This is a genomic window from Streptomyces sp. NBC_00258 (genome assembly GCF_036182465.1).
In the GTDB taxonomy this organism is placed as follows: domain Bacteria; phylum Actinomycetota; class Actinomycetes; order Streptomycetales; family Streptomycetaceae; genus Streptomyces.
On the sequence record NZ_CP108081.1, the window covers coordinates 6,232,580 to 6,245,917 of the forward strand.

Here is a 13,338-nt window from a genome sequence, read left to right on the forward strand (position 1 = left end):
GGCAGCGCCGTCAGTTCCGTGAGAAGTGCACGTGCGCATACGTGAGTTGGGGCGTTGTTTCACGTGAAACAACGCCCCAACTCACGTACCGACCCACATGCGGTCAGAAGGCTGTCGCTCGCCCTCGATGACCGTCAGATCTGGGTGATGTCCAGCTCACCCGCCGCATACTGCCTGCGCAGCACCTTCTTGTCGAACTTGCCCACGCTCGTCTTCGGTACCGACTCGATGATCGTCCAGCGCTCAGGCAACTGCCACTTGGCGATCTTGCCCTCGCCCGCGAGGAAGGACCTCAGGGACTCGAAGTCGGCGCCGGCGCCTTCCTTCAACACGACGGTGGCGAGCGGGCGTTCACCCCACTTGTCGTCCGGGACGGCAACGACCGCTGCCTCGGCTACGTCAGGGTGAGCCATGAGCGCGTTCTCCAAGTCGACCGAGGAGATCCACTCTCCGCCGGACTTGATGACGTCCTTGGCGCGGTCGGTGAGAGTCAGGAAGCCGTCGGGGCTGATCGTCCCGACGTCGCCGGTCTTGAGCCAGCCGTCCTCACTGAACTTGTCGGCGGGGCGCAGGACTTCGGCGCCCTGACCGCCGTAGTACGCGCCCGCGATCCATGGGCCGCGCACCTCCAGCTCACCCGCCGACTCTCCGTCCCACGGCAGCCGCTCGCCGCCCGGGCCGGTCAGCCGGGCCTCGACGCCCGCCGGGAAACGGCCCTGCGTGAGGCGGTACGCGAACTCCTCGTCCGAACCCACCTCCACCTGGGCCGGAGGCCGCGCGATCGTGCCGAGCGGAGAGGTCTCCGTCATGCCCCAGGCGTGACAGACGCGCATGCCGAGTTCGTCGAAGGCCTTCATGAGGGCGGGCGGACAGGCGGAGCCGCCGATGGTGACCTGGGTCAGCGAACTCACGTCACGGGGCTTGGCCTTGAGCTCCGCGAGCAGACCCTGCCAGATGGTCGGGACGGCGGCCGCGTGCGTCGGGCGCTGGCTCTCGATCATCTCGGCGAGCGGGGCGGGCTGGAGGAAACGGTCCGGCATCAGCACGTTCACGCCGGTCATGAACATCGCGTGCGGCAGGCCCCAGGCGTTCACATGGAACTGCGGGACGACGACAAGCGAGGTGTCCGCGTCGGTGAGGCCCATGGACTGCGCCATGTTGACCTGCATCGAGTGCAGGTAGATCGACCGGTGGGAGTAGATGACGCCCTTGGGGTCGCCGGTCGTGCCGGAGGTGTAGCACATGGCCGCGGCCTGGCGCTCGTCCAGCTCGGGCCAGTCGTAGCTCTCCGGCTTGCCGGCGATCAGGTCCTCGTACTCGTGCACCTGGACCGTCGCCCCGTCCAGCAGCGAACGGTCGCCGGGACCGGAGACCACCACGTGCTCGATGGTCTTGAGGTGGGGCAGCAGCGGCGCGAGGAGCGGAAGCAGCGAGCCGTTGGCCACCACCACGCGGTCGGCGGCGTGGTTGACGATCCAGACGAGCTGCTCGGGAGGCAGTCGAAGGTTGAGCGTGTGGAGAATCGCGCCCATGGCGGGGATCGCGTAGTACGCCTCGACATGCTCGGCGTTGTTCCACATCAGCGTCGCGACCCGGTCGTCGTCCCGGACTCCGAGGTCTTCACGCAGCGCATGTGCCAGCCGGGCCGCCCGGCCCCCGATCTCGGCGAACGAGCGCCTCTGCGGCTCGCCCTCACCGGTCCAGGTGATCACCTGAGATGAACCGTGGATCGTCGACCCGTGGGTCAGGATCCTCGAGATCAGCAGCGGTACGTCCTGCATCGTGCTCAGCACGGCGTCCTCCCGGGGGCGACATTGCCTACGCGGTAGTAAGGGTTGGGCTGATTCTGCTCACATACCGCGCGGTATGTCACTACTCCGGGATGATCGATCACGTCACGACGGGATTCCTTGCCCCCGGGTGAGCAGTGTGCTTGCCCCGCACTGACCAGCGCACCGGTCAGCGCACGGGACCCAGCTCGGGGTCCTCACGAAGCTTGCCCAGAGCACGCGACACGGCCGACTTGACCGTACCGATCGACACTCCCAGTACGTCCGCCGTCTGTGCCTCGCTCAGGTCCTCGTAGTACCGCAGGACGACCATCGCCCGCTGCCGCGCAGGCAACTTCATGATCGCGCGCCACATGGCGTCGTGCAGCGCCTGCTGTTCCGCCGGGTCCCCGGCCGGCGGAGCCTCCGGCTCCGGCAGCTCGTCGCACGCGAACTCGTCGACCTTCCGCTTGCGCCACTGCGACGTCCGCGTGTTCAGCAACGCGCGCCGTACATAGCCGTCGAGGGCCCGGTGGTCCTCGATCCGCTCCCACGCGACGTACGTCTTCGTGAGTGCGGTCTGCAGCAGGTCCTCCGCGTCGCTCGGGTTCGCGGTCAGCGAGCGAGCGGTACGCAGCAGCACTGGTTGGCGGGCCTTGACGTACGAAGAGAACGACGGGTACGCAAGAGTCCGCGTCGCCGCATTCGAAGCGCTGGTGCAGACGGTTGTGGTCATGGCTCCACGCTAGGAGCGCCCCCTACTCCAGCGGATCGGCCGCAGGTCCCGAAGCCGTGTCCGCCTCAGGTTGTAGGAGGGGGGCTGGCCCCACCTACTGAAGGTGGACGCCGGGCCCCGGCCCCCTGAGGGTTCACCCCTGAGAGACGGCTCCCCTGGCAGTAGTCCGGGCCCAGGAATGATGCGGGAGTAGTACGGCCGCACTCCGCGGGCGCTCCCGGAGAGTACGCCGGGGTGCTCTCCGAGCGCGGCAGCGAGTTCCTTGGGCTGCGCTGAGACCCGGCCGAGGGCGCGCTCGCACCACCGACGCCGCGCTGACCCGGCCGCGGCATACGGCGAATCGCGTACGGCGAGTGAAGCGAGTGAAGAACGACGGTCCCGCTCCGGCGCCCGGCCTGGGCAAGCCTCCGCCCCCCGGCCGACGCGCACCGCGGCCATCCGTCCGCCGCTCCTGGACGAGCACCGCGGTCGTCCGTCCCGCCCCCGGGATCAGCCCCGGTCGTCCGTGCCCAGGATCAACCCCGATGTGGGGACGCCCGTCCCCGCCGTCACCAGCACTCGGTGGGCCTCGGGTATCTGGTTCACGGACGTGCCCCGGAGTTGTCGTACGCCTTCCGCCACACCGTTCATCCCGTGCAGATACGCCTCCCCGAGCTGCCCCCCGTGCGTGTTCAACGGCAACCGCTCCTCGGCGACGAAGTCCGCGGCCTCGCCCGGCTTGCAGAACCCGAACTCCTCCAGCTGTGTCAGCACGAACGGTGTGAAGTGGTCGTACAGGATCCCCACGTCTATTCCGGCCGGCGTGAGCCCGGACGTGCGCCACAGTTGCCGCGCCACCACGCCCATCTCCGGCAGTCCTGTCAGGTCGTCCCGGTAGAAGCTGGTCATCTGCTCCTGGGCGCGTCCCGCGCCCTGGGCGGCCGCGGTGATCACGGCGGGCGGATGCGGCAGGTCGCGCGCCCGCTCCACCGAGGTGACGACCAGGGCCTGACCGCCGTCGGTCTCCTGACAGCAGTCCAGCAGCCGCAGCGGCTCGACGATCCACCGTGACGCGGCATGGTCGGCGAGTGTGATCGGTTTGCCGTGGAAGTACGCCGCCGGATTGGTCGCCGCGTACTTCCGGTCGACGACCGCGACCTGCCCGAACGCCTCGGGCGTCAGTCCGTACGTGTGCAGATAGCGCTGGGCCGCCATCGCCACCCAGGACGCGGGCGTGAGCAGTCCGAACGGCAACGACCAACCGAGCGCGGCGCCCTCGGCCGACGGCTCGCGCCGCTGCACCCCCGAACCGAATCTCCGTCCCGACCGCTCGTTGAACGCCCGGTAGCAGACCACCACCTCGGCCACGCCCGTGGCCACGGCGAGAGCCGCCTGCTGGACGGTCGCACAGGCCGCGCCTCCGCCGTAGTGGATCCGCGAGAAGAAGGACAGCTCGCCCATGCCGGCCGCCTGGGCGACGGTGATCTCCGGGCTGGTGTCCATCGTGAACGTCACCATCCCGTCCACGTCGGCCGGTGTGAGCCCCGCGTCGTCGAGCGCGGCCCGCACCGCCTCGACGGCCAGCCGCAGCTCACTGCGCCCCGAGTCCTTGGAGAACTCGGTGGCCCCGATCCCGACGATCGCGGCCCGCCCGCCGAGCGCGTCCCTCGTCCGTACGCTCATGGCCGGCTCCCCGCCCCTCGGACCGCGGCGCCCTCGGCTCCCTCAGTGCCCGCAGCTCCTTCGGCTCCATCGGCTCCATCGGCTCCGGGGACAGTGACCGTGACCGTCCCTGTGACATGTCTGCCGATCCCGTTGGCCCCCACCACCCTGACCGTCGCCGTGTCGCCCTCGACCTCCTCCACCGTGCCGGTCAACACCATCGTGTCTCCCGGGTAGTTGGGTGCGCCCAGTCTGATCGCGACCCTTCGCAGCACGGACCGCGGCCCGAACCGGTCCGTGATGTAGCGCCCGACCAGCCCGTTGGTCGTCAGGATGTTCATGAAGATGTCCGGCGAGCCCTTCTGCCTCGCGAGCTCCGCGTCGTGGTGCACGTCCTGGTAGTCCCGCGACGCGATCGCCCCGGCGACGATGAGCGTGCGGGTGATCTCGATCTCCAGCGGCGGCAGGGTGTCCCCGACCCGCACCGGCCCGACCTCGGTGTTCATACGTCCCCCTCACCGTGCACGATCAACGCCCCCAACTCCTGGAGCACTTCGCTCCCGCACCCCAGATACGCGTCCAGCTGCCGGCCCCACAGAAAGTGCCGGTGCACGGGATGGTCGAGGTCGGCCCCCATACCGCCGTGCAGATGCTGTCCCGCGTGCACCACGCGGTGCCCCGCCTCCGACGCCCACCACGCCGCGGTCAGCGCGTGCGTGGCGTAGTCCAGCCCCTCGTCCCGCCGCCATGCCGCTTCGTAGGCCGTGACCCGTATCGCCTCGGTGTCCATGTACGCGTCGGCCGCCCGGAGTTGGACCCCCTGCTTGGTCGCGAGCGGTCTCCCGAACTGCTCGCGGGTGTTGGTGTAGTCGACCGCCCGGGCCACCGAACCCGCGCACACTCCGGCCTGCAGCCCCGCGAAGGCGGTACGCGCGGTGGCCAGTACGTCGTCGTACGCCTCCTGACCCGCCACGTCCGCATCGGGACCGCCCAGCCGCTCGCCCGGTTCCTCGCCCAGCCGGTCACCCGGTGTCGCGTCCAGCGTCAGCCGTCCCGCCGACCAGGGCGCTGTCAGCTCGACGGGCTCGCACCGCGCGTCGACGGTCCGTACGAGCCACAGGCCGTGCTCGTCGTCGGCGACGAGGACATGCGTGGCATCACGGAGCCACGGCACCACGGGGACCACACCGCTCAACTCCCCTGATCCGCCCACTCGTACGGCGGCCTCGGGCAGTGCGCCGGTCACGACCACCGTGCCGTCCCCGATCGCGGGCAGCAGCCGCTCCCGCTGGTCCGCCGAGCCGTGGGCCGACACCGCCAGCAGCCCGTACACACAGCTCGCCGCGAACGGGACCTGGGCCGTGGTCCGCCCCTGTTCCTCCAGCAGGAGCACGAGCCCGAGGAGCCCTACGTCCTCGACGGCGGCCGGCAATCCGGCCTCGCACAACGCCTTCCACAGCTCGGCGTCGCTGCCGGTGCCGGCGGCCGTCAGCCGCTCGTGGGTGGACAGGTCTCCGAAGATCCGCGCGGCCAGCTCGCGGGCCGCCGCCTGCTCCTCCGTGGGCGTGAAGTCCATGTCAGCCCCCGCTCCCCTCGACGGCCCGGAAGACCGGCAGCTCCAACTCCTCGTCCACCTGCTCGAATTCCAGCCGAACCGGCAGCCCGATCCGCACCCGGTCGTGCGGCACTCCCACCACGTTGCTGATCATCCGCACGCCCTCCGCGAGTTCGATCAGCCCCACCGCGTACGGCGGGTCGAAGGCCGGGAAGGGCGGGTGGTGCATCACCACGTACGAGTAGACGGTCCCCTCGCCGCCCGCCTCGACCGTGTCCCAGTCCGGGCAACCGCACGCGTTGCACCCCGGCAGCCAGGGGAATCGCAGCGTCTTGCATCCGTCGCAGCGCTGTATGAGCAGCCGGTGCCGGGACACGCCCTCCCAGAAGCCGGCGTTGTCGCGATTGACGACGGGGCGGGGCCGCTTGGGCCGTGAGACCTCGTCAGCCTGTCCGGTGACCGGCTTCGGCGAACCCTCCGATGCCGCCGAACCATCTGACACCTTCGGTGCCTTCGACATCTTCGACACCTTCGAAGACGCCGCAGCCGCCGCAGCCGCCGCGGTATGCGAAACCGCGGCTGCCCCCTCCGCCTTCGGAGCACTCCTTCTCCGAACCGCGGGCACGTACTTCAGGATCCGGAACCGATGTGTCCCCACCGGCCGGCCGCCCACTCGTACATCCATCCGCGTCGTGACGAAGTACCCCGTGCCCAGCTTGGTCGCCTTGCGCTCGGAGACCGACTCGATCACCGCGTCGTAGGTGATCGCGTCCCCGGGCCGCAGCGGACTCAGATACTCCTGCTCGCAGTCGGTGGCGACGACCGAGGTGTACCCGGCGTCGTCGAGCAGCCCGAGCAGCTCGTCGTACGCCTCGGAACGTCCCGCGTGCCCGGAGAGGCCTCCCATCGTCCACGCCTGGAGCATGGTGGGCGGTGCTGTGGCATCCGCCCCCGCGTACGCCGGATTCGTGTCTCCCATCGCTTCGCACCAGTGCCGGATCATCGGCTCGTTGACCAGGTCCTTGCCCACACCGCCGACCGCGGCGGCCTGGCCCTCATAGGCCTTCGCCCGCGCGAACACGTCCTCGTACTCGCCGCCCTCGCCCAAGGCCGCCGCTCCCTCTCCGCCCGGAACCTCCCGCTCGCTCACCGCCGCCCCCTGGTCATCCCGAGCCGCATGGTCGCCACGATCTCCCGCTGCACCTCGCTCACCCCGCCCCCGAACGTGTTGATCTGAGCCGCCCTGTTCATCCGCTCCAGCTCGCCGTCCTCGAACACACCCGGCGAACCGGAACGGACCAGCGCGTCCGATCCGACAATCTCCTGACACATTCGGTACACCGCGACCGCCGATTCGGTTCCCACGACCTTCACGCCGCTCGCATCGCCGGGTGCCAGCCGGCCCGCCCCCACATCACCCACCAAACGCCAGTTGAGCAGGCGTGTTGCCGCCAGCCGGGCATGCACCTCGGCCAGCCTCGACCGCACCCACGGCTCGTCAACCCTGCGCCGCCCCGTCACCGGATCGGGGGTACGGGCGGCGGCCAGAGCGGCCGCGTAGAAGTCCTCGGCCTGCATGCCGATCGCCGCGAGCGCGACCCGTTCGTGGTTGAGCTGGTTGGTGATGAGCCCCCAGCCGCCGTTCTCCTCACCGACGAGGCCGGCCGCCGGGACCCGGATGCCGTCGTAGTAGGTGGCCGTCGTGGTCAGCCCGCCCACCGTCGCGATCGGCGTCCACGAGAACCCGGGGGCGTCGGTGGGCACGAGCAGGATCGAGATCCCCTTGTGCTTCGGCGCGTCGGGGTCCGTACGGCAGGCGAGCCAGATCCAGTCGGCCTGCTGGGCGTTGGACGTGAACACCTTCTGCCCGTCGACGAGCCACTCACCGCCGTCCACCCGCACGGCCCGGGTCCGCAGCGACGCCAGGTCCGTCCCCGCGGACGGCTCGCTGTACCCGATCGCGAACACGAGCTCCCCGCGCAGAATCCGCGGCAGGAAGTAGTCCTTCTGTTCCTCGGTCCCGTACTTCATGAGCGTCGGCCCGACCGTGTTGAGCGTGACCATGGAGACCGGAGCGCCCGCCCGGTAGGCCTCGTCGAAGAAGACGAACTGCTCGTCGGCACCGCGCCCCTGACCCCCGTACGCGACGGGCCAGCCGAGCCCCAGCCACCCGTCGGCACCGATCCGGCGCAAGAGCGCCCGCTGCCGTTCCGGGACACCCGGCTCACCCGAGTCCGAGTCCGCGGGCGCCGGCGGCCCGTCCGGCATCAGATCCCGGAAGTACGTACGGAGTTCGGCGCGCAGTCGTCGCTGGCGCTCGGTGGGGGCGAGATGCACGACGACGGCCCTCCCGGACCTCGTACGAACAAGGGTTTCTGACTGTCCGTCAGATAGGTGCGACTGTCAAGGTCACGGACCTCGGCCGCCAGGGTCACGATCGCCCGCCCGGCACACGTGCAGAAACGTCTGCGCGGCGGCACCCAAGTGCCGCCGCGCAGACGTGTTACCACCCCACTAAGCACCCCACTGAGGAGGCGTACGACCGCCGGGGGTCTCCAGTCCCCGACAGCCGCCGGCTCACCAGAGCTCGGTGAAGTTGACGGCGATGTTCTCGTTCGACTGGTCGATGGCCGTGAACGCGGAACCGTTCACCTGAGCCGTGTTGCTCTGGTTCGAGGCACCGGAGCCGACGGCCTGCTGCTGCGTCGTGGACGAGGTCCCGTAGTTGTCGCCACCGACACCGCTGCCGACGACGTTCGCCACGGCCGCGTTCGATCCGTTGTCCGCGAAGGCGCCGTTGTCGGCCGCCGCGACGCCTGAGAAGAGGGCGGCGGCGAGCGGCAGGGCTGCCGCTGCGGCGAGAAGGCGGGCGGTACGGATGCTTGCCATGTCTATTCCTCCAGAAGCGGAAGTTCGCACCGGCCAGGACCGGCTGAGTACGGCTTGTTCCGGGGCAGTTGGCCGACCGCCTCGGTGTCTGTCACAACGTCGCGAGACCAGAGTTGCCCACCGAATCCCCGGCGAACCACCCCGGAAGGCACTATTCGCTCGCAAGCGTGAGGACATGTCGATAAACCCCCTTCGCGCCACTGAAACCGCAGATCAGGACGGTGCGGGCGACTCAATCCCATACGCCGCAAGGGACGAAGCGTTCCGGCACGTTTTCGGCCAATCCCGCGGGGCCGGTTTCCACCCCTCCCGGCCCGCCCTCCCTTCGCCCAACCCTCGGAGCACCTCTTCCTTTTTTCGAACACTCGTACGAACATGGAGTCATGGCCACCATCGACCGGCAGGCCACGACGCTGGCCCTCGCACACGCCCTGTCAGCCGCCGAACGCGGACTGGCCGTCATCCCTCTGTCCCGAACCAAACTTCCGGCACTTCGCTCCCCGCACCGCGACGACCCGACGGCCCCGCTCTGCCACGGCGAGTGCGGCCGCTTCGGCCACGGGGTGTACGACGCCTCGATCGACCCCCTGCGCATCCGAGAGCTCTTCGCCGCCGCCCCCTGGGCCACCGGCTACGGCATCGCCTGCGGACTGGACCCCCATCACCTGATCGGCATCGACCTCGACACCAAATCGGGTACGGACTCGTCCGCGGCTCTCCGGGAACTGGCCCTGCGCCACCTGTTCACGATCCCCGAGACGGTCGTCGTGCTGACCCCCAGCGGCGGCCGCCACGTCTGGCTGAGCGGCCCGCCCGACGTCGTCGTCCCCAACTCGGCGGGCCGGCTGGCCCCCGGAATCGACATCCGCGGCGCCGGCGGCTACCTCGTCGGCCCCGGCTCACGCACCGAACACGGCGCCTACAGCACGGCCCCGGGCACCGCCCACCTGGCACCCGCCGCCTGCCCGCCGTCCCTTCTGCAGCTCCTCCTGCCCCCGCCCCGTACCGGCCGCCACGCCACCCCCGCCTCGGCGGGCCAACACGGCCAGGGGCTCGTCCAGTTCGTCCTCGCCGCCCATGAGGGCCAGCGCAACACCCGCCTCTTCTGGGCCGCCTGCCGCGCCTACGAGAACGGCCTCGGCCCGGACCTCACCGAGTCCCTGGTCGAAGCCGCCATCCACACAGGTCTCACCGAACGCGAGGCCCGCTCGACCATCACATCGGCATCCCGCATGACAAGGCACCGTCCCTAGCCCTGCCGCAACCGAGAACAGCACCCCTAGGAGCCCAGAAAACCGAGGCAAGCGAAAACAATCACGCGCGCGTGCACCCCAAAAACTCCTACGCGCCGTCAAGAACAGCAGGGGCGCAGAAGGCGCATGATGCTGGAGCGTTGAGGAACCGGAAGGTTCCACATATGCGTCATCGCCAGACAACGTCACGCGACTACATCAAGAAGGCAGGGCATGGACCCGAATCCCTCGATATGGGAGTTGCTGATCACGTTCCTCGTCGCGGGGATCACCGCCATTGTGACGATGTCGTTGATCGTGTTCCCCATCATCGGGGTCGGGATCTGGACCGTGTTTCGAGTGCGCCGCCGACGTAGCCACGACCGTTAGTCCAGCACGCTGAGCACCGCGTCGGGACGACAGTGCCGGACATCCAACCAGGAGCTGTCTCTTTGGTGTTCGGTGGCGGGACGGTGCCGGCCTGGATCCGGACCTGACACATCCGCCCCATGAAGGTCCGCTCACTGCACGCCTCCCTCACAAGGCCGCTTGCGCCGCCTCTATGATCGACCGGCCGCAGAACGACAACTGGTGGAGGGCGTGATGCCTGGTCAGGTGACCGCAGTGAGCCGTAACGAGGGGTACTCGTTCAGCAAGCCCAATCGCGATTCCATCAGGCTGCTCACGGGGCTCGGAGTGGAAGGAGACGTTCACGCAGGTGAGACGATCCGCCACCAGTTCCGCATGACCTACGAACCGGACCTGCCCAACCTGCGCCAAGTCCACCTGATGCACGAGGAACTCTTCGACGAACTCGCGCTCAAGGGCTTCGAGGTCTCTGCGGGCCGCCTCGGCGAGAACATCACCACGCGCGGAGTGGACCTGTTGGGCCTGCCCACCGGCGCCCTGCTCCATCTCGGGGAGCAGGCGGGGCTCGAGGTGACCGGACTGCGCAACCCGTGCTCGAAGATCAACGACTTCCGCAAGGGGCTGCTCGGTGAGGTCTTCGCCATGGACCCCTTGTCCGGCGAGTTCACGTTCAAGTGTGGCGTCATGGCTGTGGTCCGCTGTGGAGGGACCGTCCGCCCCGACGATTCCATCCGGGTCGAGCCCCCGCTACCCCCTCACCGCCCGCTGGAACGGGTCTAGGTTCTTGTTCCGTGGTCATCGGCGTGCCCAGATGAGGATGGCTGCGGGATAACCGCGCGGATGCCCCGGCGCCGGAGGTGGTTGCGAACGGCACGGGAGGAGTACGCGCGGTCGGCCAGGACAACCAGGGGCCGGGCGCGTGGTCTGCCCACACCGCTTCGGGTCACGCGGATGCGAGACATCACCGTCCCGAAGGCGGGTGCGTCACCGTCCTGGCCTGCTGCGACGGCGAAGGCGAGGGCCGCGCACCGCCGTCCGCGGCCAGGTGAACCTCAGTGCTCAGCCCGCCGCCGGAACGCCCGAGCGCGTGGTCATCGAGTTCGTTGGAGCGGGCCGTCCCCCCTTTACGGGCTCCGGCGGCGTGCTGGTGAGCCCGGACGATGGGGCCGGCATCAACGGCACGATCCGGTTCCACATCACATCGGTGATCAACAATCGGACAGACACATCCGATCAACTGACCAGCTCATCAAAGAGACACGCGCTGGGCACCGTGCCCCTCACGTGCCCGATCGACCGGGAAACCACGGGGAACAGCGGTCGATCACAGGGACCTGAAACAGCGAGAGCCTCCGACCGATGTTGCTGGTCAGAGGCTCTCAGCCATGCGGTGGGTGTGGGATTTGAACCCACGGTCACATCGCTGCGACGACGGTTTTCAAGACCGTTCCCTTAGGCCGCTCGGGCAACCCACCCCGCGCCGCTGAGAGATCGGCGCGGGGACAAGACTAACGGGTCAGCTGTCACCCTCGCGCTGGCCCAGGGTGACTTCGGCCGTCTGCTGCTTGCCGTCGCGGGTGTAGGTGAGTTTGACGGTGTCGCCGGGCTGGTGGGTCCAGATCTCGCCGATGAGGGTGGGACCGCTGTCGATCACCCGGTCGTCGAGCTTGGTGATGACGTCTCCGGGCTTGAGGCCGGCCTTGGCGGCGGGGCCGTTCGGCGTGACCGCGTCCGAGCCGCTGGCGCCCTGCTCGGTGATCTTCGCGCCCGTGCCCTCCTCCAGGGAGACCGAGGCGCCGATCACCGGGTAGACGGGCTTGCCGGTCTTGATCAGCTGCTGGGCGACGGTCTTCGCCTGGTTGATCGGGATCGCGAAGCCCAGGCCGATGGAACCGGACTGGCTCGTGCCGCCCAGGCCGCCGCTGGAGGACTGGATGGCGGAGTTGATCCCGATGACCGAGCCGTTCGCGTCCAGCAGCGGGCCGCCGGAGTTGCCCGGGTTGATCGAGGCGTCGGTCTGCAGGGCGCTCATGTACGAGGCCTTGCTCTGGGCACTGCCGTCGCTGGAGGCCACCGGGCGGTTCTTGGCGCTGATGATGCCCGTGGTCACCGTGTTCGACAGGCCGAAGGGCGCGCCGATCGCGATCGTCGAGTCGCCGACGGCGACCTTGTCGGAGTTGCCGAGGGGCAACGGCTTGAGATCGTTCGGAGCGTTCTTGAGCTTGATCACCGCGACGTCGTAGCCCTGGGCGTGGCCGACGACCTCGGCCTCGTACTTCTTGCCGTTCGAGAAGGTCGCCGAGAGCTTGCCGCTGTCGACCGCCTCCGCCACCACGTGGTTGTTGGTGAGGATGTGGCCCTGGGTGTCGAAGACGAAGCCGGTGCCCGTGCCGCCCTCGCCGTTGCTCCCCTCGGCCTCGATGGTGACCGTGCTCGGCAGAGCCGTGGCGGCCACGGTCGCGACCGTGCCCGGGTCACGCTTGAGGTCGCCGCCGCTCTGGGAGGCGGCAACCGTCGTGGAGTCCGTGGAACTGTCGTTCCGGTCGGCAGCCCAGTAGCCGATGCCACCGCCCACGCCGCCCGCGACCAGCGCGGCCACCAGCACCGCGGCGACCAGACCGCCGCGCCCGCCGGACTTGGGCTTGGGCGCCGGCTGTTGGTACGAGGAACCCCAGACGTCCCCCGAGCCGCCCTCACCCCCGCTCGCGTACGAGGGTGTGGCCGGCGGCGGAGGCGGCCAGGCGCCCGCTTCCGGTGCCGGGCCCGCGGCCTCGGGCGCCCCGGAGGGAACCGGGGGCAACGTGGCCGTCGGCGCGCCTCCTTGGGCAGCGCCCGACTCCTGCGGGTAGGCGGGTCCCTGGGACGGAGCCGTGCCCTGATGGGGGTCCATAGGGTTCGCTCCCGGCGACACCCCCTGCTCCGGCGGCACGGAAGCAGCAGGAGTGTCCACCGGCACGGGAGGTGCAGACGGGGCCGGGGGTACCGCAGTGCCCTCGTTCTCGGTGCTCACAGCTCTTCCTCTCGATCCACGGCTGTTCATTCAGGTCGCACTCGGTCACGATCACTCACGTGTGTTCATGACTCCACCCGCGTGTGTTCAGGAACCGGCGCGATTCAGCTGTGCATGTGCTTTTGTATGCCGTCAGC

At 69.4% G+C, this 13,338-nt stretch carries 12 protein-coding genes, 1 tRNA gene and 1 pseudogene; 3 read left to right on the forward strand and 11 right to left on the reverse strand.

Annotated features, from left to right (window positions below; translation table 11 throughout):
- Positions 1–134 precede the first annotated feature (134 nt).
- The 8 genes from OG718_RS27815 to OG718_RS27850 all read right to left on the reverse strand — a co-directional run bounded on the left by OG718_RS27815 (position 135) and on the right by OG718_RS27850 (position 8,590).
- Positions 135–1,793 (reverse strand): long-chain fatty acid--CoA ligase, encoded by a 1,659-nt coding sequence (locus OG718_RS27815; RefSeq protein ID WP_328845477.1) that lies wholly within the window; start codon positions 1,791–1,793, stop codon positions 135–137.
- 166 nt (positions 1,794–1,959) lie between these two features.
- A complete protein-coding gene (locus tag OG718_RS27820) occupies positions 1,960–2,505 on the reverse strand; it encodes a SigE family RNA polymerase sigma factor (protein ID WP_143643394.1) in 546 nt (181 codons plus the stop codon).
- Between the two features lie 489 nt (positions 2,506–2,994).
- Positions 2,995–4,167, reverse strand: coding sequence for a lipid-transfer protein (locus OG718_RS27825; RefSeq protein ID WP_143643393.1), 1,173 nt, complete (start codon positions 4,165–4,167; stop codon positions 2,995–2,997).
- Positions 4,164–4,631, reverse strand: coding sequence for a MaoC family dehydratase (locus tag OG718_RS27830; protein ID WP_328847842.1), 468 nt, complete (start codon positions 4,629–4,631; stop codon positions 4,164–4,166). The genes OG718_RS27825 and OG718_RS27830 overlap by 4 nt, the downstream gene beginning before the upstream one ends.
- Before the next feature lie 17 nt (positions 4,632–4,648).
- On the reverse strand, positions 4,649–5,722 hold the full coding sequence (locus OG718_RS27835; protein ID WP_328845478.1) for an acyl-CoA dehydrogenase family protein: 1,074 nt from the start codon (positions 5,720–5,722) through the stop codon (positions 4,649–4,651).
- A 1-nt stretch (position 5,723) separates the two neighbouring features.
- On the reverse strand, positions 5,724–6,851 hold the full coding sequence (locus tag OG718_RS27840; RefSeq protein WP_443055146.1) for a bifunctional MaoC family dehydratase N-terminal/OB-fold nucleic acid binding domain-containing protein: 1,128 nt from the start codon (positions 6,849–6,851) through the stop codon (positions 5,724–5,726).
- Entirely contained in the window at positions 6,848–8,038 is a 1,191-nt protein-coding gene (locus OG718_RS27845) for an acyl-CoA dehydrogenase family protein (protein WP_328845479.1), read from the reverse strand. The genes OG718_RS27840 and OG718_RS27845 overlap by 4 nt, the downstream gene beginning before the upstream one ends.
- A 240-nt stretch (positions 8,039–8,278) precedes the next feature.
- Positions 8,279–8,590, reverse strand: a complete 312-nt coding sequence (locus OG718_RS27850) for a hypothetical protein (RefSeq protein WP_143643390.1) — start codon at positions 8,588–8,590, stop codon at positions 8,279–8,281.
- 383 nt (positions 8,591–8,973) lie between these two features.
- On the opposite strand from OG718_RS27850, the gene OG718_RS27855 reads away from it, so the two are divergent.
- The 3 genes from OG718_RS27855 to OG718_RS27865 all read left to right on the forward strand — a co-directional run bounded on the left by OG718_RS27855 (position 8,974) and on the right by OG718_RS27865 (position 10,971).
- Entirely contained in the window at positions 8,974–9,843 is an 870-nt protein-coding gene (locus OG718_RS27855; RefSeq protein ID WP_143643389.1) for a bifunctional DNA primase/polymerase, read from the forward strand.
- Between the two features lie 213 nt (positions 9,844–10,056).
- On the forward strand, positions 10,057–10,212 hold the full coding sequence (locus OG718_RS27860) for a hypothetical protein (protein WP_328845480.1): 156 nt from the start codon (positions 10,057–10,059) through the stop codon (positions 10,210–10,212).
- Positions 10,213–10,425: 213 nt separating this feature from the next.
- Positions 10,426–10,971: an MOSC domain-containing protein gene (locus OG718_RS27865; RefSeq protein ID WP_328845481.1), complete on the forward strand. Its 546-nt coding sequence runs from the start codon at positions 10,426–10,428 to the stop codon at positions 10,969–10,971.
- A 23-nt stretch (positions 10,972–10,994) separates the two neighbouring features.
- Here OG718_RS27865 and OG718_RS27870 read toward each other — a convergent pair.
- The 3 genes and pseudogenes from OG718_RS27870 to OG718_RS27880 all read right to left on the reverse strand — a co-directional run.
- Positions 10,995–11,353: pseudogene (locus OG718_RS27870) on the reverse strand (transposase); the annotation flags it as partial.
- 226 nt (positions 11,354–11,579) lie between these two features.
- A tRNA-Ser gene (locus OG718_RS27875) sits at positions 11,580–11,666 on the reverse strand.
- Between the two features lie 41 nt (positions 11,667–11,707).
- Complete coding sequence (locus tag OG718_RS27880; RefSeq protein WP_143643387.1) at positions 11,708–13,201, reverse strand: S1C family serine protease; 1,494 nt, start codon at positions 13,199–13,201, stop codon at positions 11,708–11,710.
- Positions 13,202–13,338: the final 137 nt, after the last annotated feature.